The following is a 21574-nucleotide window of genomic DNA, read 5'->3' as shown; positions in this document are numbered from 1 at the left end:
TTGACCCCGGGGCGGCGGGATCGCCGTTGCCGGTCCAGTTCGCCTCCGAAACCTCGCGCGGGACTGGTGAGAGCGGACGTTGCCGGTTCATGGCGACCCCGGAGGAGCAGGGGATCGAGAGGGGCGTGCGCCATGAAGCAGCCCGCCGCGGCGATTGCCGGGCGGGCTCCTGGTGGGGCAGGACGGGGCAGATGAAGCGCCGGCTCAGGCCGCCTTCACGCCGGCCAGGAAGGTGGAGACCTCCCGGGTCAGGCTCTCCGCATGGCGCGCCAGCTCCTGCGCGGAGCCGAGCACCTGCGTGGCGGCGGCGCTGGTCTGGCCGGCGCCCGTCCGCACCGAACCGATGTTGTGGGTGACCTGCTCGGTGCCGCGGGCGGCTTCCTGAACGTTGCGGGTGATCTCCTGCGTCGCCGCGCCCTGCTCCTCCATGGCGGCCGCGATGCTCGCCGCGTAGGCCGACATCTCGCCGATGACGCGCCCGATCTCCTGGATGTCGCACACCGCCTCCCGGGTGGCGGCCTGGATCTCGGCGATCCGCTCGCCGATCTCGCCGGTCGCCCGGCCGGTCTGGCCGGCGAGTTCCTTCACCTCGGTCGCCACCACGGCGAAGCCGCGGCCCGCCTCGCCGGCCCGGGCCGCCTCGATGGTGGCGTTCAAGGCCAGCAGGTTGGTCTGGCTCGCGATGTCGGTGATCAGCGACACGGCCGAGCTGATACGCTCGGCGGTTCCGGTCAGCCGCTGGACCGTCGCGTCGGTCCGGTGAGCGGTCTCGACGGCCTGACCGGCGATGCGGGACGACTGGCTCACCTGATGCACGATCTCGGCGACGGAGGCCGACATCTCCTCGCTGGCCGCGGCCACCGTCTGCACGTTGGCCGAGGTCTGCTGCGCGGCACCGGCCGCCGAAACGCTCTGATGCGTCGTCTCCTCGGCGGTGGCCGTCATGGCGCGGGCGGTCGCCTCCATCTCGGTGGCGGCCCCGGCGAGGCCCTGGGTCAGCACCGAGACGCTGTCCTCGAAGGCCCGGGTCAGCCTGTCCAGAGCGTTGGCGCGGCGCATCTTGGCCGCGCTCTCCACCTCCTGGGCAGCCGCGAGGGTACGCGCCTGAAGGGCGTTCTCCTTGAACACCTGCAGCGAGCGGGCGAGCGACCCGACCTCGTCCCGACGCTCGGTGCCGATGACCGGAACGTCCAGGTCACCGGACGCCAAGCGGCTCATGGCGGAGGCCATTCCGTTCAGCGGCCGGGCGACGCCGAAGCCCGCGATGGCGGCCAGGAGGCCGGTCGCGGAGAGCAGTCCGATCGCGGCCAGGATCGTGAGCGTCATCGTGGCGGAGGCGGCGACCGCGGAGGCGTTGTCCTCCGCGTCCTTGAGATCCTGCAGGTTGGCGGCGATGCGCGCGTTGAGCTCGTCGATCAGCTTGAGGCGGACGACGCGGCTGGTGTTCGCCGAGATCTCCAGGGCCGACCGCTTGTCGCCCCGCAGACCGAGGCCGATGCCCTTCTCGACGGAGGCGACATACGCCACCAGCTGGTCCTTGATCGCCGCGTTCACGGCGCGGCGCTCCGGCGACCCGCTGAAGGCGATCAGTTCATCGGCCTTCGCCAGGGCCTCGCGCTTGTTCACCTCGAACTGGCTGGCCTGCCGGGCGAGCACGGCGGGGTCCGTCTCGATGATCACGTTCTTGTCGCGGATCGTCATCTCGTCGACCGCGAAGGCGAGCTGCTGGACCCGGATGGCACGGGCCGCATTGATCTCGACGATGTCGTGGGTGTTCTGATCCAGCGTGTTCAGCTTGGCACGGGCCAGCAAGACCATACTCAGCGCCACGCCGATCAGGATCGCGACCGGGATCGCGAGCTTGCCGAGGAGCTTCAGGTTTTTGAGGAGGTTCATCCGATTGGCAGCACGGGAACAGGCGCGAATATCAGCACGGTCCCATCGCGACTGACGATCTGTTCTCAGACTACAACCTTAAAGCGACATTAAACTGCTATACAGCGGGGCATGGTCGGCACCCGAGTCGACGACCGGACGCATCCCGCCGGCCTCGATGCACCGGATCGCGGCCGGCCAGGGCCCGAGACGTTCCGGCATGACGACGTGCCTCGCGCACGGTCGATCCCGGATACGGGGCGCAGCGGTCGCGATGGCCATGCCGCATGCCCCGATCGCAGCCGGTCCCGCGAGACGCCGGTTATGGGGCCGCGTTCGATCGATCCGGACGACCGTCCGGCGCAGGCACCGGTTCCACTGTCCGAAACCCCTGATGCAGACCCGTGCCCGGGACGGCCGTCGGCGCCTCGTTCCCTGCCGTGGCGGACAGGGTCCGATCAGACCCCTGCCTTCACGGCGCCGGGGCCTGCCCGGCGACGACGACCCCGAGCGTGTCGAGGAGCGAAGACCGGGCGCGGCTGACCCGGCTCTTGACCGTGCCGACCTGACAGCCGAGCTTGGTCGCCGCCTCTTCGTAGGTGTGCCCCTCGGCGCCGACCAGGAGCAGGGCCTGCCGCTGCGCCGCCGGGAGATCGCCGAGCCGCTCCCAGACAACCTTGAGGGTGCTGGCATCCTCCTGGTCCGACAGGCTGGTCATCTGGCTCGCGTGGGTCCCGTCCACGTCCTCGATCTCGCGCCGCGTCTTGCGGAGATCCGAGTAGAACTGGTTGCGCAGGATCGTGAACAACCACGCGGTGAAGTTGGTCCCGGGCCGGAACCGTTGCTGGTTGGCCCAGGCCTTGACGAAGGTCTCCTGCACGAGGTCGTCGGCCCGGCTCACGTCGCCCACCAGCGACAGCGCGAAGGACCGCAGCGCCGGCAATGCCCGGATGATGTCGCCGCGGAAATCGAAGGCCACGACCTGACCATGTGCAGCGACCGCCGCCTCGAACCGCGCCAACAGGGCATCGAGATGCGCCGGCAGCGGCTCCCGTTCCGCGATCTGGAAATACTCGCGGATCGGCAGGGCGAGGTGCTGACCGATCACCGTCGCGTAGCCGTCCGCGTTCGGGCTGGCCCCCGCGTCGGCTGTCGGCATGGCAGCGTCATCGATCATGACCGTATCCTGACCCCTCCGTCCTGGTATACTGGAACGGGTCTAATGCGAGTACCTGCATAATTCTGAACCGATGCCAAACGCTCCCGACTTCGCCCGGGTATTTTGCGTATCGCCTTCGGGCGGCATCGGTTGATATAGCTGTCGTCGCGGGGCGGCGACGGAACGCGCGGTGACGCATGATGCGCATCGCCGGGAGAGTTGGATGGGCCACGACCACGCGCATGATGCGCATCATCACCACGGCAGCGAGATTTCTCCCGTCGAGGCGCGGGTGCGGGCGCTCGAATCCCTGCTCGCCGAGAAGGGCTACGTCGACCCGGCCGCCCTCGATGCCCTGGTGGAACTCTACGAGACCAAGGTCGGCCCCCATGCCGGCGCCCGCGTCGTGGCCCGGGCCTGGACGGATCCAGCCTACCGGGCGCGGCTCCTGAGCGATGCCACGCCGGCCATCGCCGAGCTCGACATCGGCGGCCGCGGCGGCGAGCACATGGTCGTGGTGGAGAACACGCCGGAGACCCACAACCTCGTCGTCTGCACCCTCTGCTCCTGCTACCCCTGGCCGGTGCTCGGCCTGCCGCCGGTCTGGTACAAGGCGCCGCCCTACCGGGCCCGGGCGGTGATCGATCCCCGCGGCGTGCTGGCCGAGTTCGGGGTGACCCTTCCGGAGACCACCCGCATCACGGTCTGGGATTCGACCGCCGAGACCCGCTACATGGTCCTGCCGATGCGGCCGGCGGAAACCGCGAGCTTCTCCGAGGAGGCGCTCGCCGCGCTGGTGACGCGCGATGCGATGATCGGCACTGGCCTGCCCAGGGGCATCCCGGCCACGCCCGCGGAGATGCCGGTATGAACGGCGCCCAGGACCTCGGCGGCGCGCACGGCTTCGGGCCGGTGGCGCCGGAGCCGGACGAGCCGGTCTTCCACGCCGCGTGGGAGCGCCGCGTCTTCGCCCTGGCGATGGCCATGGGCTACACCGGCGCCTGGAACCTCGACGGCAGCCGCGCCAACCGCGAGTCGCTGCCGCCCGCGGAGTACCTCGGATCGAGCTATTACGAGATCTGGCTCCGGGCCCTGGAAAAGCAGGTCGCCGGCACCGGACTGGCGACCCCGTCCGAAATCGCCACCGGCAGGTCCGCGGAGCCGGCCAAGCCCGTCGCCCGGGTCCTGGCCCGGGAGGGTCTGGAGGCGCTCTTCCGGGCCGGTTTCCCGAGCAGCCGCGCCGCCGATGCCCCCGCCCGCTTCGCCGTGGGCGACAGAATCGTGGCCCGCAATATCCACCCGACCGGCCATACGAGGCTGCCGCGCTACGTGCGCGGCAAGCGCGGCCGGATCGTGCGCACCGACGGGGTCTACGTCTTCCCCGATACCAATGCTTACCGCACCGGCGAGAACCCGACCTGGCTCTACACGGTCGCCTTCACCGCGCAGGAGCTGTGGGGCGAGAGCGGCGATCCGGGCGGCGTCGTCACCGTGGCAGCCTTCGAACCCTACCTGGATCCCGCGTGACCGAACCCTCGCCGAACACCTTTGCGGCGCCCTGGGAGGCACAGGTCTTCGCCCTGGTGGTCTCCCTGCAGGAGGCCGGGCTGTTCACGTGGTCGGAATGGACGGATCGCCTCGGCCGGGAGATCCGTCCCGGGGATGCCCCCGAACGGGCGGCGGATTACGGCGCGTGGCTGGCGACGCTGGAGGCGATCCTGGCCGAGCGGGGCGTGGCCGGACCCGAGACCGTGTCGGCGCGCACCGCGGCCTTCCTGCGGGCCGCCGCGGCGACGCCCCACGGCCAGCCGATCCGCCTGGAGAACGATCCGCTCTACCGCCCGTAGACGCGGTGCGTCGAAGAATGCACGCGCCCGGCGGCGATCCCCGGTCGCGCTTCGGTGGACCAGGGTCCGCGGGCCCTGGTTCGCGGGCACGCTCCGGCTCTCGCCGAGGTGGGGGCAGCTGCGGCGGAGGGCGCAGACATGCATCCCCACGGGACGGCCGCGGCAGCCCCTCAGGCCATCAACCTCCGTAGGCCGAGACCTGCGCGGGCCGCCTTCGATCGCAACGGCGACAGGCATGCGGTCCCGGTCGCTTGGTCGCCGCCGCCGGCCTCGAGCGCGTCGCGAGACGAGAGCCGCAAGATGCGCGGCGCACCCCGGAAGCGATCCCCGTATTCGCTGCGAGCCGATACCACGGAACGGAATACAAGAATCCTATGATCCTATAATACAGATTTTGTACTTTGTTCGGCTCCGAATACATGCGATTGTATTTACAATTCAAGTTTATAAATAAGATCGCAATCTGCGAGATATTTTTGACATCAAGTCTCCTCATATGAAAGAGATCGTTACGACTCGCTCGAGACAAGACGGGACCGATGCTGCGTCCATCAATTCGCATGGTGTTGATAACATTGACATCGATCTTGAGCTTGCTGGCAGTCGGCAACCCGATATACGAATTCGTGACCAGCATTCGGCAATCGTCGGCGGCGCAGACCGTGGTGACCTACGCGGAGACGGATCGCAGCCTGTTCCTGAGCCGGACCGACTTCCGCTTCGAGTGGGGCTACAGCGGCGTGGCTCTCGCGGCAGATCCCGAGGCGAACCGCGCGCAGCACAAGGACCTCATCGCGGGCCGGCGCCCGCAGCTCGATCGAAGCGTCGCGGCCGCCATCGCGGCTCTGTCAGCGAGTCCCGATCCTGCCGTCCAGCTGGCGGGCCGTGATCTGGTCGAGCGGATCGACGCCTGGAAGAGCCTGCGTCCGGATCTCGACGGCGCCCTCGGGATGCCGATCGCGGAACGCGACGACAGGTTGCGAACGCGCGTCGCCGAACTCGGATCGGAGATCACGAAGCGGCTGGAGGCGGCGGCCGCACTTCTCGAGAAGCAGATCCGCACCCTCGATCCGAGCACGGGATCGCTGCTGGATGCCAACGCGGCGATCTGGCTGGCACGCACGAACAGCGGCACCGAGGGTGCCACGGCCTACAACGCGCTCGTCATGCGCAAGCCCGCGACGGACGGGGAGCGCGACACGGTCCGGGCCACCCGGATGCGCGCTGCGACCGCCTGGACGATGGCCGGACAGATCCTGTCCGCCACGGACGTGCCCGCGACCGTGACCGCCGCCTATCGCACCGCGAGCGAGGGGTATTTCGACGGGCCGTTCAATCACCTGCGCACGAAGCTCATCGGCACGGTCGTCGATGGCACCACCACGCCCGCCGCCGCCGACGACGAGATTAAGACCTGGCAGCAGGGGCAGGTCATGGGCCTCGTGCTGATCGACGAGACCGCCATCGCCATCATGAAGGCCGTCGGCGAAGAGGCCGGCCTGCGCGCCCGGGCCGCGACGATGCGCTTCCGGATCTTCCTGGGGATCGCGCTCGTGGCCTCGGCGCTCTCGATCGCTGCGGCGTGGATCATCCACTTCCGCGTCGCCCTCGGGATCGTGCGCCTCGCGGGCGCGATGCGGGCGATCGCGGAGGGCGCGGCGGAGACGACAATCCCCGGTTTCGGGCGCAGCGACGAGATCGGTGCGATGGCGACGGCCGTCCACGTCTTCAAGGACAACCTGATCCGCACGCGCCGGCTCGAAGCCGATGCGGACGACGCGCGCCGCACGGCAGAGGATCAGCGCCGGACCGGCATGCGCCAGATGGCCGAAACCTTCGAGGCCGCGGTCGGCGGGATCATCGGCCATGTCTCGGCGGCGGCCCTGGAGCTGCACCTCGCGGCCCAGACCATGACGGCCACCGCCGCCGAGACCGCCAGCCAATCGTCCACCGTGGCGATCGCGGCCGGGCAGGCCGCCTCGAACGTCAGCACCGTGGCGGCGGCCGCCGAGGAACTGGGCTCGTCGGTCCAGGAGATCGGCCGGCAGGTCCAGGGCTCGGCCGAGCTCGCCCGCTCCGCCGCCGGCGAAGCGGACGAGACCGGCGCGCGGGTGCAGGATCTGAGCCGGGCCGTCAGCCGGATCGGCGACGTGGCCGGGCTGATCTCCGCGATCGCCGGCCAGACCAACCTGCTGGCCCTGAACGCCACCATCGAGGCGGCCCGTGCCGGCGAGGCGGGACGCGGCTTCGCGGTGGTCGCCGCCGAGGTGAAGGCGCTGGCCGAGCAGACCGCCAGGGCCACCCACGAGATCTCGGGTCAGATCGCGCAGGTGCAGACATCCACCGGCGGGGCGGTGTCGGCGATCGGCGCGATCACGGCGCGCATCCGCGAGATCAACGGCGTCTCCGCGAGCGTCGCGGCGGCGGTCGAGGAGCAGGGCGCGGCGACGCAGGAGATCGTGCGCAATGTCGGCCAGGCGGCCGCCGGCACCGGGGCGGTGACCAGCACCATCGCGGGCGTGGCGGGCGCGGCCGAGGCGACGGGGGCGGCGGCGAGCCGTGTGCTCGGCGCCGCATCCGCGCTGTCACGGCAAGCCGACCATCTGACCGCCGAGGTCGGCCGGTTCCTGGCCAACGTCCGCGCCTCCTACGCGATCTCGGCGTCGCAGGTCATGCTCGTCCGGAACAGCTTCGCGAAGGTGCAGCTGATCGCGGACACGGCCGCCGACCTGTTCTACGCGCGCCTGTTCGAGCTCGCCCCGCCGGTTCGGAGGCTCTTCCCCGCGGACATGACCGCGCAGAAGCGGAAGCTGATCGCCATGCTGGGGTTGGCGGTCGCCAATCTGGACACGCCGGAGGCCTTCGTGGCGGCCGTCACGGAACTCGGGCGTCGGCACGTGGCCTACGGCACCGTGGCGGCCCATTTCGAACCGGTCGGTGCCGCGCTGCTGTGGACCCTCGAACAGGGCCTGGGTCCGGATTTCTCGCCGGAGCTGCGGCAGGCGTGGTCCGAGACCTTCGACATCGTCGCGAGCGTCATGCAATCGGCCGCGGACGCCAGGGCGGCCTGACACCGCCGCCTCCGGGGCTCGGCCGCCGGCCGGCCGATGGCCCTCAGCCCTGATCCGTCCGTTCGGCCCTGAGCCCGTCGAGGGGGACCGGAGCGGCGTGGGAACGGCCGCTCATCAACTGGTCCAGGAGCGCCAGCACCTCCGGCCGCCCGCAATTGCGCGCGGGCTCGAACGGCGTCCAGGTCTGGACGAAGTCGAGGCGCTCGAACACGTCGCGGTAGCGGCGCAGCTCGCTCGGGGTGAGGGGCACCCCGCGCACGAAGGCCTTGTGGGCCGAGATCGTGGTCGCCCGGCGAAAATCCGCCGGGTCGAGCTCGAACTTCAGCGCGTCGCCGCAGAAGCAGATCTTCCGGGCCCGGTCGTACAGGATCGCGTGGCCGTCGAAATGGCCGGCGGTGCGGTGCAGCTCCAGGCCCGGCAGGGGTTCGAGGAAGTCGTCGTAGGGCCAGCTCACCTGCAGGGCCGCGCTCCAGGTGAAGTCGGCCGCGGCCAAGCACAGCTCCGGGTCGAAGCGGTCCTGAAGCTGCGGCAGCGCTCCGTAGGAATGCGGGTGCGAGGCGGAGAGCACCGCCATGCCGCCGAGCCGTTCGATCTGGTCGAGGGCGGCCTCGCTGAAGACCGGGCAGCCCTCGAACCCCATGTTCCCGTGCTCGGTCTGGATCAGGTAGGCGGAGGGCCCGATGCCGCTGACCGGCTCGTTCCAGAAGCGCCACACCCCTGGCTCCAGCTCCCGCCAGTGGCAGGGGAAGGCGTCCTGCGCCTCCCGGGCGGTGCGGAAGCGCCAGCCGTCCTGCGGCACCACGTGGCGGGCGTCGAGGCACATCGGGCAGGCGGGCGGCACCTCGAAGTGGCGCTGCCAGAACCCGCAATTGTCGCAGGTATAGGCGGGCAGCTTCAGGGCGCCCGCGAAGGGCAGATAGCCGGGCATCGTCTCGGACCTTCCTCGGGGCGGCTCGTGTAACAGGCTGCGCGTTCGGACGCAGCCGTCACGTCCGTCCGGGCAGGCGGCGGGCCGAGCGGGCGGCGTGGACGGTTCCGGCCAGTCCGATCAGCGCCAGACCGGCGAGGCCGCCGACCACGAGGTCGCGGGTGCGGCTCGTGCAGAACTCGGCCCGGCTCGCCTTCGTCCGACCGAGGAAGCGGCCGTCGATCCCGACCGGGCCGGGCACGGCCTCGAAGAGATTACCCTCCATCTCGGGGATGGTCTCGTCGGAGAGCTGCGCCGACCACATGGAGGCGGCCTTGCGGTCGGCGAGCGCCGGGGCCAGGGCCTGGGCGGCGGCCATCATCATCGACGAGCGCCCGACCCAGACCTCGCGGCGCGGGTGTTCGACGGCATACAGGATCGCCTCGGCGCAGAGACGCGGGTCGAAGACCGGATCGGGGGCGTACTGCCGGTGGCCGGTCCGGTTGCGCGCCCAATTGAACTGCGGCGTGTTGACCGCCGGCAGGTAGACGACGCTGAGGCTGACATCGACCCGGTCGTGGAGCAACTCGCAGCGCAGAGCGTCGGTGAAGCCCGAGACCGCGAACTTCGCCGCGCAATAGGGCGCCTGCAGGGGCGCCGCCCGGATGGCGAGGCCGGAGGAGACTTGGATGATCGCGCCGCGGTTGCGCCGCTTCATGAAGCGCAGCGCCGCCAGCGTCCCGTAGACCTGGCTGAGATAGGTGGTCTCGGTGACCCGCCGATACTCGTCCGGCGTGATCTGGTCGGCCGGGTTGACGACCGTCGACATGGCGTTGTTCACCCAGGCGCGGATCGGCCCGAGTTCGCTCTCCACCCGGTCGGCGGCCGCGTCGACGGCCTGCGGGTCGGCGACGTCGGCGCTGATCGCCAGGACGGGCTGGCCATAGGCGGCGAGCGCCCGCTCCGCCGCGGCGAGACGATCCGGATCGCGCGCGATCACCGCCACCGACCACCCCCCCGCGGCGAAGGCATGCGCCGTGGCGAGCCCGATGCCGGCGGTGCCTCCGGTAACGACCGCAACCCGTGCCATACTCACCTCGAAACCGTTGAACGACCGAAGCGGCAACACGGTTCGGCGCCCGCGGTTGCGCCTTCGCACCGAGCCGGAACGTCACGGGGTGGGCGATTTCGGCTCGCGGGACGCAACGTCGGAGGATGCCGGCTGTTGACCTCCTGATTCGCGACAGGCCGAACCACCGGGGGTCGAAGCCATGCGCACCGGACGACGCTTCTCCCTGCCGATCGATCCCTGGCCGCAGGCCTCCCTGGCCGAGCGGACCGCGGTGGGGATGGTCCTGACGTTCCTGCTGCTGCTGCCGCTCTGCGCGGCCGGTGCCGTGCTCTTCGTGGTCACGACCCTGACGGCGCACGTCTACTGGTCCTACGATTGCGGCGCCGCCCTGCGCGCCGCCATCGCCCGGCGCACCGGCACCGCCCTCGGGCGGCGGGGGCGCCTGGCCCGCAAGGCCTGAGGAGGCCGGCCGGTCGTCCCGCGACGCGGTGCCGGTCCACACGGTGCGGTAACTCTGCGCCCGCGATCCCTGTGCGTTCGCCGCGGTCCGATTTGACCTGACCGTCTCTCGTGGGCCAGTCAGGTTCGGAACCGAGAGATCGCCATGTTCCGTAGCCTGATGACTGCGCGGCGCTTCGCGCCGCTGTTCTGGTGCCAGTTCTTCTCGGCATTCAACGATAATTTCCTGAAGAACGCGCTCGCCTTCCTGATCCTGTTCGGGATCGGCGGCCAGGCGGACGCCCATGCGGGCGTGCTGGTGACGCTCGCGAGCGCCGTGTTCATCGGGCCGTTCTTCATCCTGTCGGGCCTCGGCGGCCAGTGGGCCGACCGGTACGACAAGGCCCTCATGGCCCGGCGGCTCAAGTTCGCCGAGATCTTCGCGGCCGGCACCGCGGTGCTCGGCTTCCTCTTGCACTCGATCCCGGTGCTGTTCGTGGCCCTCGGCCTGTTCGGGACGATTGCGGCGCTGTTCGGCCCGATCAAGTACGGGATCCTGCCGGATCACCTCCGCCGCGAGGAGCTGCCCGCCGGCAACGCCCTGGTGGAGGCCGCGACCTTCCTGGCGATCCTGCTCGGGACGATCGCGGCCGGCGCCGCCTCCGCGATCGGCGGCTCCGGCCTCCTGTTCGCCGCCCTGGTGATGGGCTTCGCCATCCTGTGCTGGCTCTCCGCCCGCATGATCCCGGCGACCGGGGAGGGTGCGCCGGACCTGCGCGTCGACCCGAACGTCGCCCGCTCGACCTACGCGCTGCTGCGCGACCTCTGGGCCGACACGCGCCTGTGGCGCGGGTCCCTCACGGTGAGCTGGTTCTGGCTCGTGGGCGTCGTGGTGCTGTCGCTGCTGCCCGTGCTGGTGCGCGGCGCCTTCAACGGCACCGAGACGGTGATCACGCTGCTGCTCGCCCTGTTCTCCATCGGCATCGCGGTGGGATCGGGCCTCGCCTCGTGGCTCGCCAGCGGCCGGATCGTGCTGCTGCCGACGCCGGTCGGCGCGGTGCTGATGGGCCTGTTCGGCCTCGACCTCGCCTGGACGATCGGCCACCTGCCGGCGCCGCCCGCGGAGCCGATCGGCCCGTTCGCGTTCCTCCAAACCGGTCACGGCCTGCGCGCCGGGATCGACTTCCTGGGTCTGGCGATCTCCGGCGGCCTCTACATCGTGCCGTCCTTCGCGGCCGTGCAGGCCTGGGCCGAGAAGGCGATGCGCGCGCGGATCATCGGCGCCGTCAACGTCATGACGGCGGCCTTCATGGTGGCCGGCACCCTGGCGCTGGCGGCGCTGCAGGGGGCGGGCCTGTCGATCGCGAGCCTGCTCGCCGTGGTGGCGGTGCTGAACCTGATCGTTGGCGCGATCGTGTTCGCGACCCTGCCGACCAGCCCGTTCCGCGACGCCCTGTCGATCCTGTTCCGGGCCTTCTACCGCCTCGAGGTACGCGGCTTCGACAACATCGCGGCGGCCGGGCCGAACGCCATCGTGGCCCTCAACCACGTCTCGTTCCTCGATGCGCCGCTCGCCCTGTCTCTCCTGGAGCAGGAGCCGGTCTTCGCCATCGACAGCGGCATCGCGCAGCGCTGGTGGGTGCGGCCCTTCCTGCGGGTCACCAAGGCGATGCCGCTGGACCCGACGCGCCCCCTCGCCACCCGGACGCTGATCAACGCGGTCAAGGCCGGCGAGACCCTGATCATCTTCCCCGAGGGCCGGCTCACCGTCACCGGCAGCCTGATGAAGGTCTATGACGGCGCCGGGCTGATCGCCGACAAGTCGGCCGCCATGGTCGTGCCGGTGAAGATCGAGGGGCTGGAGCGCACCGCCTTCTCGCGCCTGTCGCGCCGGCAGGTGCGGCGCCGCTGGTGGCCTAAGGTCATCGTGACGGTCATGCCGCCGGTGCGCCTCGCCGTGGACCCGGCGCTCAAGGGGAAGGCCCGGCGGCAGGCGGCGGGGGCGGCCCTCTACGGCATCATGTCGGATCTCGTCTTTCGCACGACCGACATCGACCGCGGCCTGATGGCCGCTCTGATCGAGGCCGGCGAGCGCCACGGCTGGCGCCGCAACGCCCTCGAGGACCCGGTCGGCGGGCGGCTGACCTACGGCCGCCTCGTGATGGGCGCCAACATCCTCGGCCGCAAGCTCATGCCGCTCGCGCCCCTCGGCGGGCGGATCGGCCTGATGCTGCCGAACGCCAACGGCGCCGCGGTGACGCTGTTCGCCCTCGCCTCGGCAGGCCGGGTGCCGGCGATGATCAACTTCTCGTCCGGTCCGGCCAACGTCCTCTCGGCCTGCCGGGCGGCGCAGGTGGACAAGATCCTCACCTCCCGGGCCTTCATCGAGAAGGGGCGGCTGGGCCCGCTCGTGGAGGCGATCCGCGGCTCGGTCGAACTCATCTACCTGGAGGACGTGCGGGCCAGCATCACGACCGGGGACAAGATCCGGGGTTTCCTCGCCCCCCGCCGCCCCCTGGTGGCGCGCGCGGGCGAGGATCCGGGCGCGGTACTATTCACCTCGGGCAGCGAGGGCACGCCGAAGGGCGTGGTGCTCGCCAACCGCTGCATGCTCGCCAACGTGGCGCAGGTGGGGGCCCGGATCGATTTCGGACCGATGGACAAGGTGTTCAACGTCCTGCCGGTGTTCCACGCCTTCGGCCTCACCGCCGGGCTGGTCCTGCCCCTGGTCTCGGGTGTGCCGGTCTACCTCTACCCGTCGCCGCTGCATTACCGGATCGTGCCCGAACTGATCTACGGCTCGAACAGCACGGTCCTGTTCGGGACCGACACGTTCCTCACGGGCTACGCCCGTGCGGCCCATTCCTACGACCTCCGCTCGCTGCGCTACGTCGTGGCCGGCGCCGAGGCCGTGAAGGAGTCGACCCGGAGGACCTGGGCGGAGAAATTCGGCCTGCGCATCCTCGAAGGCTACGGTGTCACCGAGTGCGGACCGGTGGTGGCGCTGAACACGCCGATGTTCAACCGCTTCGGCACAGTGGGGCGGATCCTGCCGGGCATCGAGACCCGCCTGGAGCCGGTGCCGGGGATCGAGGAGGGGGGCCGCCTGGCGTTGCGCGGGCCCAACATCATGCTGGGCTACCTCCGGGCCGAGAAGCCGGGCCTCCTCGAGCCGCCGCCGGGGGGCTGGCACGACACCGGCGACATCGTGGCGATCGACCCGATGGGTTTCGTGACGATCAAGGGCCGGGCCAAGCGCTTCGCCAAGATCGCAGGCGAGATGGTGTCGCTCGCCGGCATCGAGGCACTCGCCGCCGAGTTGTGGCCCGACCGTCCGACCGCGGTCGCGGCGGTGCCGGATCCGCGCAAGGGCGAGCGGCTGGTCCTGTTCACGCAGGAGACGGCCGCCACCCGGGCCGCCTATCAGAGCTTCGCCAAGGGTCGCGGCGCCTCGGATGTGGCGATCCCCGCCGAGGTGGTGGTGCTGGAGGCGATCCCCATGCTGGGCACCGGCAAGGTCGATCAGGTGGCCGTGACCAAGCTCGCGCAGGAGCGGGCGAAGGAGAGCGCGGCGGCGTGAGAGCCTGCCCGGGCGCGTGATCTCGGAATCGGCCGATCGCGATGCTCCTCGCGCCAGGCCGGCGCCGAAGCCGGAGCATTCGCATCCGGGACGGTCAGGCGCCCGGGCGCACCGGCCTCGCGCCGCCGGGCATTCGACCCGTCATCGCCGGACCGTGCAGCGGCCCGGGATCGAGAGCTGACCGTTCCCGACCTTGCCCCGTGGCTCCGGATCGCCCGCCTCCGGCCTGGCCCGTCGGATCCGGGATTGCCTGCGAAGCCCAGGACGGACGAAGCGGCGATGGAGCCGGGGCCGGCGTCCCGGGAAGCAGAGCGCGCCCTCGGTTCTGGGACGGTCGTCCCCGAAGCGATGGCCCAGCGAGAGGCCGGCATTCCGGGATCCGATCGGACGGCCCCCGCGTTTCGAAACCTCCCGGCCGCGATCCGCCGGGCCTTTCCGTATTCGTCCCGGGCCACGCTGAAATGCGCTCGCCGCGGCATCACCCAAACAGGGGATGCGGCCCACCCGGCGATCCGCTCGTATCACGGATACAGTTCTGATTCGATCCGGGGGCGCGACCGGATCCGCGGACTGAACGCTATCGGGGGATCGCATCGAGAGGGGTTTGATCATGGCGAAGGGCAAGCGAATTCCCGGTTGGCTCGCACGGCGGACCTACTTCAAGCGGATCGAGCGCTGGACGAAACTCGACAAGAACCGCAAAGCCGCGCCAGCCCCTGAGACCGGGGCGAGCGTACTGCCGTCGAACGTCGTACCCTTCCCGACGCGCCCGACCCGGCCCGATCGACCGGACTTCAGCCACCTGCGGGGCGTCGGCACGGCGTAGACTCACGGACGCATCCTGGACTTGTCGGCCGCGCGGGAACGGGGGATCCTGCGTCGGCCGCCGGCCAGTGCCGGATCGGGAGGATGCGTGCTGCAGGACGGGCTCGATCGCCGCGTGGCAACGACCCGGATGCGCCGCGTCGCGCGCCTGGGCGCGTGCCTGGGCGCGGCCCTGCTCGCGCTCTTGGCGGCAGGCGCCGGCGTGGCTTGGCGATACGCCGCCGCCCTGCCGACGCTCGACCTCGCCGCCGCCGCCGCGCGCTCGACGGTGGTGCTCGACCGGTCCGGAACACTCCTGCGCCCCTTCGCGACTCTGGACGGGCGCTGGCGCCTGCCGATCACCGCCGATTCGGTCGATCCGCGCTATCGGGCGATGCTGCTCGCCTACGAGGATCGCCGCTTCGCACGTCATCCCGGGATCGATCCGGCGGCGCTGCTGCGCGCCGCCGGCCAGTGGCTGATGCGGGGCCGCATCGTCTCGGGCGGTTCGACCCTGTCGATGCAGGTGGCCCGGCTGGTCGAGCCCCGGAGCGGGCGCACCCTCGAGGCCAAGCTCCGCCAGATGGTGCGGGCGGTCGCGCTGGAGCGACGGCTCGGGAAGGCCGGTCTCCTCGATCTCTACATGGCACTCGCCCCTTACGGCGGTCCTCTGGAGGGCGTGCGGGCGGCAAGTCTCGCCTATTTCGGGCGGGAACCGGTGCGGCTGACGGCGGCGCAGGCCGCGCTCCTCGTCGCCCTCCCGCAATCGCCGGAGACGCGCCGGCCCGACCGCCATCCGGAACGCGCCCGGGCGGCCCGTGACCGGGTCCTCGAAATCGCCGGCGCTCAAGGTCTCCTCACCGGGTCCGAGGTCGAGGCCGCCAGGGCCGAACCCGTGCCGACGGCCCGGCGTCCGTTCCCGATGCTGGCCGCACACGCGGCCGAGGAGGCCCTCGCGGCCGACCCGGGCGCCCCGGAGATCCGGCTCGCGATCGACGCCCGCCTGCAGGAGCGGCTGGAAACCCTGGCGACGGAGCGCGCGGCCGCGTCCGGGCCGGATCTCTCGGCCGCCATCCTCGTCGTCGACAATCGCGACGGGCGGGTGCTGGCCCAGGTCGGCAGCGCCGGCTACCTGGATGCGAGGCGGCGCGGCGCCATCGACATGACGCTGGCGGTGCGCTCCCCCGGCTCGGCCCTCAAGCCGTTCGTCTACGCGATGGCGTTCCAGGACGGGTTGGCGCATCCCGAGACGCTGCTGGAGGACCGCCCCGCGCGCTTCTCGGCGAGTTACGCCCCGGAGAATTTCGACCTGAGCTTCCAGGGCACGGTCACGGCCCGGCGGGCCCTGCAGCTCTCGCTCAACGTGCCGGCGGTCGAGCTGATGGACGCGGTCGGGCCCGCGCGCTTCATCGCGCGGCTGCGCGCCGCCGGCGCCGGGATTCAGCTCCCGCGCGAGGCGGCGCCTGGTCTGCCCGTGGCGCTGGGCGGCCTCGGCATCACCCTCACCGACCTCGCGCGCCTCTATGCCGGCCTCGCCCGAGGCGGGTCGGTGCCGGACCTCCTCCGCCGGGCCGGGGAGACGGCGACCGCATCCGAGCGCCGGGTCGCCGAACCGGTTTCCGCTTGGTACGTCGCCGACATCCTGCGCGGGACGCCGCCGCCCGAGAACGCCCTGCCGAACCGCATCGCCTACAAGACCGGCACCTCGTACGGCTACCGCGACGCCTGGGCGGCGGGATTCGACCGGCACACCACCGTGGTCGTCTGGGCCGGGCGTCCGGACGGCGCCGCCGTTCCGGGTCTCGTCGGCCGAACGGTCGCCGCGCCGATCCTGTTCGACGCCTTCGCGCGCCTGGGAACCGAGCCCGAGCCGGTTCCGCAGCCGCGGGACGTGCTGGCGGCCGGGCCGGGCGGCCTGCCGCCGCCGCTTCGCCGCCTGCGGCGCGAGGCCTCCGACGCGGCCGGCCCGGCCCTCCGGATCGCCTACCCGCCGGACGGCGCCCGCATCGACCTCGGCCTCGTCGCGGGCGGGATCGGTGCGGCCGAGGATGGGAGCCTGGCCCTCAAGGCCCTGGGCGGCGTCCCGCCGCTCACGTGGATGGTCGACGGTCAGCCGGTCGTACAGACATTGCGACGGCGCGCCGAGTGGTGCCCGAACGGTGCCGGCTTCGCGCGCATCTCCGTCCTGGATTCAACGGGTGCGAGCGACAGCGTTTCCATTCGGATCGAGTAGCCCGACGGCGTCGATCTTTCCCGCGAAGCTTGGCGGTGGCGCGTCTTTGCATCCACGGACAGCCATCGAAGCCGGTGTATTCATGCGGACATTCACAGGTCATCAACGAATAGGGGTCTAATCGTGATCCGTGAGGTCGGTGATGGCGTGGAAGGTCGGCACCGCGATGGCGGTGCTCCTCGGGTTTGTGGGCGTGGGCGGCGGTGTCGGCGACGGTGCCGATCCGCGCCGCGATGGCTGGCGCGCCACGTACCGCCCGCCCGCCACGATCCCGTTCCCCGCGGAGAACCCCTACACGCCCGCCAAGGCCGAACTCGGCCGCCGCCTCTTCTTCGATCCGATCCTGTCGGGTGACGGGACGCGCTCCTGCGCCACCTGCCACGTCCCGAACCTCGCCTGGGGCGACGGCCGCGCCCGCGCGGCGACGCGCCAGCAGGGCGACATGGACCTGCGCACGCCGACGCTCCTCAACATCGCGTGGCAGGACGGGCCGCTCGGCTGGGACGGCAAGTTCCACAGCCTCGAAGCGGTCGCCGCGATGCCGCTCACGGCACCGGGCAACATGAACCTCCCGATGCCGGATGCCCTCGGGCGGCTCTCCGCCGACCCGAGCTACGCGGCCGCCTTCGCCACGGCCTTCTCCGATCCCGACGTCACCCGCGAACGGCTGGAAGCGGCGTTGGCGACCTTCCAGCGGCTGATCGTGGCCGACGCCGCGCCCTTCGACCGGTGGATCGCCGGCAGCGAGGACGCGATCAGCGAGGCGGCCAAGTCGGGGTTCGACCTGTTCAACGGCCGGGCCGGCTGTGCCGGCTGCCATTCCGGTTGGTCGTTCACCGACAACTCGTTCCACGACATCGGCGTCGGCGTCGGCACCGATACCGGCCGCGGCCGCCTCAAGCCGACCTCCGTCGCCCTGACCTACGCGTTCAAGACGCCGACCCTCCGCGAGGTCGGCCGGCGCGGGCCCTACATGCACGACGGCTCGGTGGCGACGCTGGACGCCGTCATCGACCTCTATGATCGCGGCGGCATCGAGCGCCCGAGCCGGTCGCGGTCGATCAAGCCGCTGCATCTCTCGGCGGCCGAGCGGGCCAATCTCCTCGCCTTCCTGGCGACGCTCTCGACGAGCACGGGCCAGGACCTCACGACCGTCTCGTTCGCGGAACTGCCGCCGGCGCCGTGACGGCGCGTCGGCCGTTTCAGCGGCCGCCCAGCCCCAACGGCAGCGCGGCCGGGCCGCGCTGCACGGAGGCGGCGGTGTCGCGCGGGAGGCTCTGGACCGTGGCGAGGGTCCAGATGCTCCCGAGGAGGCTGAGACCCGCCACCCCGAGCAGCACGTACGTCATCAGCCGGTTCCGGCGCAGGTCGCCCGCGAGCGCCTGCACCAGATCCCGGCTGTCCTCGGCGAGCGTGTTCCGGGCGGCCACCAGCTCGTTGTACATGTTGGTGATGGCGTTGGTGGACATGTACACGAGGAGCAGGTGGAGGACGAAGTCGTCGTCCGTCGTCGTGTTCAGGGCGGCCGCGATCCGCACGGCGAGCTGGCGCTCCCACGGCTGGAGGTCGCGGCCGTGGACCGACCTGTAGAACCGCTCGAGGTTGGTCACGGCCGGAGGGCGTCCCGCCAGGCCGTGTGGAAGTTGCGCCGAAGGCGCCGGCCCTCAACCCGCAGCCGCATCGGTGCGCCGTTCGCCAGGGTCTGCCAGGTCATGTGCTGGACGCGCAGGGCCTCGATGAGGCGTTCGCCGATCCGCTCGATCTCGACGACGCGGAAGTTCGGCTGCCTGCGCAGCGCCTTCACGAGGTCGGACGATTCGAGATAGTCGAAATTGGTCGCCTGGGCGGTGTTCTTGGCCAGGATCGCCCGGTCGCACTCGATCAGCATCGGGCGGAGTTCCCGGAGGACCTCCAGGGCCGTGGGATCGACGGCGCCGGCTGCCACGACCACGGCGAGGCGGACATGCGCCTCGCGGCAGCTCTCCACGATGATCTCGGTGCAGCGCCGCGTCGTCTCGGTGTCGCCGGCCGGGAAGTCGACGACCACGAAGCGCTCGGCGGCTTCGACCACGCGCTCGATCATGTCCTGACACAGGGTGGGGTCGACGCGGCCGGTGCTGTCCTCCGCGCGTAGACGCTGCCGGAAGCAGGTGGTGCCGGTCCGGCGCGGAACGAAGGTGTCGCTGCCGGGGCCGGTCTCCTGCATCAGCGCCGTGTGGAAGTGCCGGTTCGCCGGATCGGTGTCGATCGCCAGGACGGGACCGACCTCCGCGCACAGATCGGCGACCTGCACGGCGATGGTGGTCTTGCCGACGCCGCCCTTGCCGCCCAGGCAGAGGACGAGGATCTTCGCCGCGTGGCCCAGGAGGTCGCGCTGAATGTCCTGGATCTCGTCCGGGCTGTACCAGGCCGGGACCTTGGTCTGCACATCGTCGGTCATGGGGTGTCTCCTTGCTGATGGATGCGGGGCCGGCCGGCGCGCAGGCTCGCCGCGGGCGGAACCGGATCTGCAGGGGTTCAGGGCTCACGCGGAGCGCACGGTGCCGGGCGGTTCGCAGCGGCGGCGCAGACTTGCCCGGCGCGGCCGGGGCCCCGCCGGGTCGGCTCGCGACGGGACGCGTCGCCCCTCCGGAACCGCGCGGCCGAACGCGCGCGGATGGACGAGACTTTGCACCCGCGCGGCGGCCCGGGCTTCAGGAATCGGATTCTCGTTCTGCCCCACCGTCCGCCCTTGCTGCTGACCTTCCGCCGAAGACTTGGCGCAGAAGATGTCACCCAGCCTCAACCGAGAGCATCAAGACTCTGCTCAGATCAGCGCGGGAATCAAGCCCGCAAACCCGAGTCGACCCGCACGATGGAAGAGTAGATCATGGATATTAACAGATATGAACACGGAATCTTGGGTTATATTGGCCGATATATACTCATCAATTACAAAACAATTGCGCATTATAGGTCACAACAATAGGATATAAACCAACTTATACGGAATTTATAATGAGAATTACATCATATTCGCCACCGTCGTTGGCACGGCCTGCATAGGGAACGTAGGGCCGATACCGGCTGCGGCAGCACGGGGCGATCATCGGTGCCGCCCGCACCCACGCGCGCGGGCCGTCGGCCCAACGTCCGTCATTCAAGGGTCTGCGCCGTTCACCGGTCCCGCCCGGACATCGACGCAGGCGTCGGCGCGCTTGGCACGCTCTGCCCGGCCTGCGCTTCCGGATCACACAATTCCTGCGCGCCGTTCCGCATCCTCCCAGGCATGCTGCGGAGACGGCAGGAGCGCGGCGGCGTCCGTCGCCTCGCCGTGGAGGAGAGGGGAACCGCGGAGCGCCGCCGCAGGGACAGATTCGCAGGTGTGCCCGGAGCCGGATCGGTCGCCGGCAGGCGGAAGGAGGAGAAGTGTCGACAGTCCGGCCGGTCCGCGTGCAGCAGCGGAGGGGGCACAGGTCCTACACGGGATTCACAGCGTTAACCTTTCACTCATATTCGTTAATAAATCCTTGGCTAAACACGGATCAGGATATCTAAATAGCTCGGTAACCACGGTGTCGCTGAGCCGCGACGAGGTCCCGATGCCTACAGCCAAGCACAAACTGTTGTCGGGCGGCTGCGCCCTCGGATTGTCGGGCCTGTCGATCCTCGCGGCCACGGGCGCGGCCGAGGCGCACGTGAAATGGTTCTGCGCCTACGACGTGGCCGGTCAGCCGCGCGGCCTCGAACAGGTGCTGTGCCCGGATTTCGAGTGGCTCACCGGCCTCGCCCTCGTCTGCCTGATGCTGGGCTGCCTCGCCGAGGGCACGCCGCTGGGCGGCGCGCTGCTCCGGGCCCTCGACCGGGTGACCACGCGGATCCGGACCGACACCGAGCTGCTGGTCCGCTGCACCCTCGGCTTCTTCTTCGTCTCGCTGTGGAGCCTGGGCGGCATCATCCTCACCCCGGAACTCAAGACCGACGTGGCCTGGATATCGTGGCTGCAGCTCGCGCTCGCGGCCTGCCTGATCTGGCGCCGGACCATGCCGGTCACGGGCCTCGGCCTCGTCTTCCTCTTCGCGTTCGCCACCGCGCAGTACGGCGTCTTCCATCTCGCCGATTATCCGGTGTTCCTGGGCGTGGCCGCCTACCTGATCCTGCGCGGCCTCGACCTCGCGCCGTTCGGCATCCGCCCCCTCGACCTCGTGCGCTGGGCCGCGGCCGTGACGCTGATGTGGGCCTCCATCGAGAAGTGGGCCTACCCGCAATGGACCGATCCGCTGCTGGCGGCCAAGCCGGAGATGACCCTGGGCGCCACGCCCGCGCTGTTCATGCAGGCCGCCGGCGTCATCGAGTTCACCCTGGCGTTCGCGCTGATCTGGACGCCCCTGGTGCGCCGCAGCGCGGCGATCATCCTGGCCGCGATCTTCGTCTCGGCGGTCTTCGAGTTCGGCAAGGTCGACGCGATCGGGCATTCCGGCATCATCGTGGTGCTGCTCGGGATCGCCGCCGACGATGCCCGGGTCCCGGTGCGGGCCCGGCAGGCGCTGCTGGCACCCGCCTGGTACGGGGCCGCCCTGGCGGCCTTCCTGGCCCTGTACTACGTGGG

16 protein-coding genes are annotated in these 21574 nt (G+C 70.7%); 10 read left to right on the top strand and 6 right to left on the bottom strand.

All coding sequences use genetic code 11. The features are described 5' to 3' along the window. Positions 1-204 precede the first annotated feature (204 nt). On the bottom strand, positions 205-1896 hold the full coding sequence (locus MKK82_RS17040) for a methyl-accepting chemotaxis protein (protein WP_238287175.1): 1692 nt from the start codon (positions 1894-1896) through the stop codon (positions 205-207). A 451-nt stretch (positions 1897-2347) separates the two neighbouring features. After that, a complete protein-coding gene (locus tag MKK82_RS17035; RefSeq protein WP_243986323.1) occupies positions 2348-3052 on the bottom strand; it encodes a sigma-70 family RNA polymerase sigma factor in 705 nt (234 codons plus the stop codon). Positions 3053-3257: 205 nt separating this feature from the next. On the opposite strand from MKK82_RS17035, the gene nthA reads away from it, so the two are divergent. The 4 genes from nthA (at position 3258) to MKK82_RS34220 (ending at position 7952) form a co-directional block, all read left to right on the top strand. Continuing rightward, positions 3258-3905 carry a nitrile hydratase subunit alpha gene (gene nthA, locus MKK82_RS17030; RefSeq protein ID WP_238287171.1) on the top strand — a complete coding sequence of 216 codons (648 nt, stop codon included), beginning with the start codon at positions 3258-3260 and terminating at the stop codon, positions 3903-3905. Then, positions 3902-4561 carry a nitrile hydratase subunit beta gene (gene nthB / locus MKK82_RS17025; protein ID WP_238287169.1) on the top strand — a complete coding sequence of 220 codons (660 nt, stop codon included), beginning with the start codon at positions 3902-3904 and terminating at the stop codon, positions 4559-4561. Before nthA ends, nthB begins: the two co-directional genes overlap by 4 nt. Further along, positions 4558-4881 (top strand): nitrile hydratase accessory protein, encoded by a 324-nt coding sequence (locus MKK82_RS17020; RefSeq protein WP_238287167.1) that lies wholly within the window; start codon positions 4558-4560, stop codon positions 4879-4881. Before nthB ends, MKK82_RS17020 begins: the two co-directional genes overlap by 4 nt. 626 nt (positions 4882-5507) lie before the next feature. Beyond that, entirely contained in the window at positions 5508-7952 is a 2445-nt protein-coding gene (locus tag MKK82_RS34220) for a methyl-accepting chemotaxis protein (RefSeq protein WP_243986322.1), read from the top strand. Positions 7953-7995: 43 nt separating this feature from the next. On the opposite strand, the gene MKK82_RS17010 is transcribed toward MKK82_RS34220, so the two are convergent. Further along, a complete protein-coding gene (locus MKK82_RS17010; RefSeq protein ID WP_238287164.1) occupies positions 7996-8880 on the bottom strand; it encodes an MBL fold metallo-hydrolase in 885 nt (294 codons plus the stop codon). Positions 8881-8938: 58 nt separating this feature from the next. Continuing rightward, the gene (locus MKK82_RS17005; protein WP_238287163.1) at positions 8939-9949 is read right to left on the bottom strand and encodes an SDR family oxidoreductase; all 1011 of its coding nucleotides are present in this window, start codon (positions 9947-9949) and stop codon (positions 8939-8941) included. 181 nt (positions 9950-10130) lie between these two features. Here MKK82_RS17005 and MKK82_RS17000 point away from each other — a divergent pair, with 181 nt between their 5' ends. From MKK82_RS17000 to MKK82_RS16980, 5 genes are all read left to right on the top strand, one after another. Continuing rightward, positions 10131-10391 (top strand): hypothetical protein, encoded by a 261-nt coding sequence (locus MKK82_RS17000; protein WP_238287162.1) that lies wholly within the window; start codon positions 10131-10133, stop codon positions 10389-10391. A 144-nt stretch (positions 10392-10535) separates the two neighbouring features. Continuing rightward, a complete protein-coding gene (locus MKK82_RS16995; protein WP_238287161.1) occupies positions 10536-13949 on the top strand; it encodes an acyl-[ACP]--phospholipid O-acyltransferase in 3414 nt (1137 codons plus the stop codon). A gap of 610 nt (positions 13950-14559) precedes the next feature. After that, on the top strand, positions 14560-14775 hold the full coding sequence (locus MKK82_RS16990; RefSeq protein ID WP_238287160.1) for a hypothetical protein: 216 nt from the start codon (positions 14560-14562) through the stop codon (positions 14773-14775). Positions 14776-14904: 129 nt separating this feature from the next. Beyond that, on the top strand, positions 14905-16986 hold the full coding sequence (pbpC, locus tag MKK82_RS16985) for a penicillin-binding protein 1C (RefSeq protein WP_238287376.1): 2082 nt from the start codon (positions 14905-14907) through the stop codon (positions 16984-16986). Between the two features lie 142 nt (positions 16987-17128). Next, positions 17129-18172, top strand: a complete 1044-nt coding sequence (locus MKK82_RS16980; protein WP_238287159.1) for a cytochrome-c peroxidase — start codon at positions 17129-17131, stop codon at positions 18170-18172. A 16-nt stretch (positions 18173-18188) separates the two neighbouring features. Here the strand turns inward: MKK82_RS16980 and MKK82_RS16975 are convergent, their stop codons facing one another. Further along, entirely contained in the window at positions 18189-18596 is a 408-nt protein-coding gene (locus MKK82_RS16975) for a hypothetical protein (RefSeq protein WP_238287158.1), read from the bottom strand. Beyond that, entirely contained in the window at positions 18593-19426 is an 834-nt protein-coding gene (locus tag MKK82_RS16970; RefSeq protein WP_238287156.1) for an ArsA-related P-loop ATPase, read from the bottom strand. Before MKK82_RS16970 ends, MKK82_RS16975 begins: the two co-directional genes overlap by 4 nt. Before the next feature lie 1141 nt (positions 19427-20567). Here MKK82_RS16970 and MKK82_RS16965 point away from each other — a divergent pair. Next, positions 20568-21574 (top strand): hypothetical protein (locus tag MKK82_RS16965; RefSeq protein WP_243986321.1); only part of this gene is annotated, 1007 nt, incomplete at its 3' end.

The sequence above is a fragment of the Methylobacterium sp. E-046 genome (genome assembly GCF_022829625.1).
Taxonomy (GTDB): Bacteria; Pseudomonadota; Alphaproteobacteria; order Rhizobiales; family Beijerinckiaceae; genus Methylobacterium; species Methylobacterium longum.
Note: the sequence above shows the minus strand (reverse complement) of the source record. Positions and strands in the feature narration are given on the sequence as shown.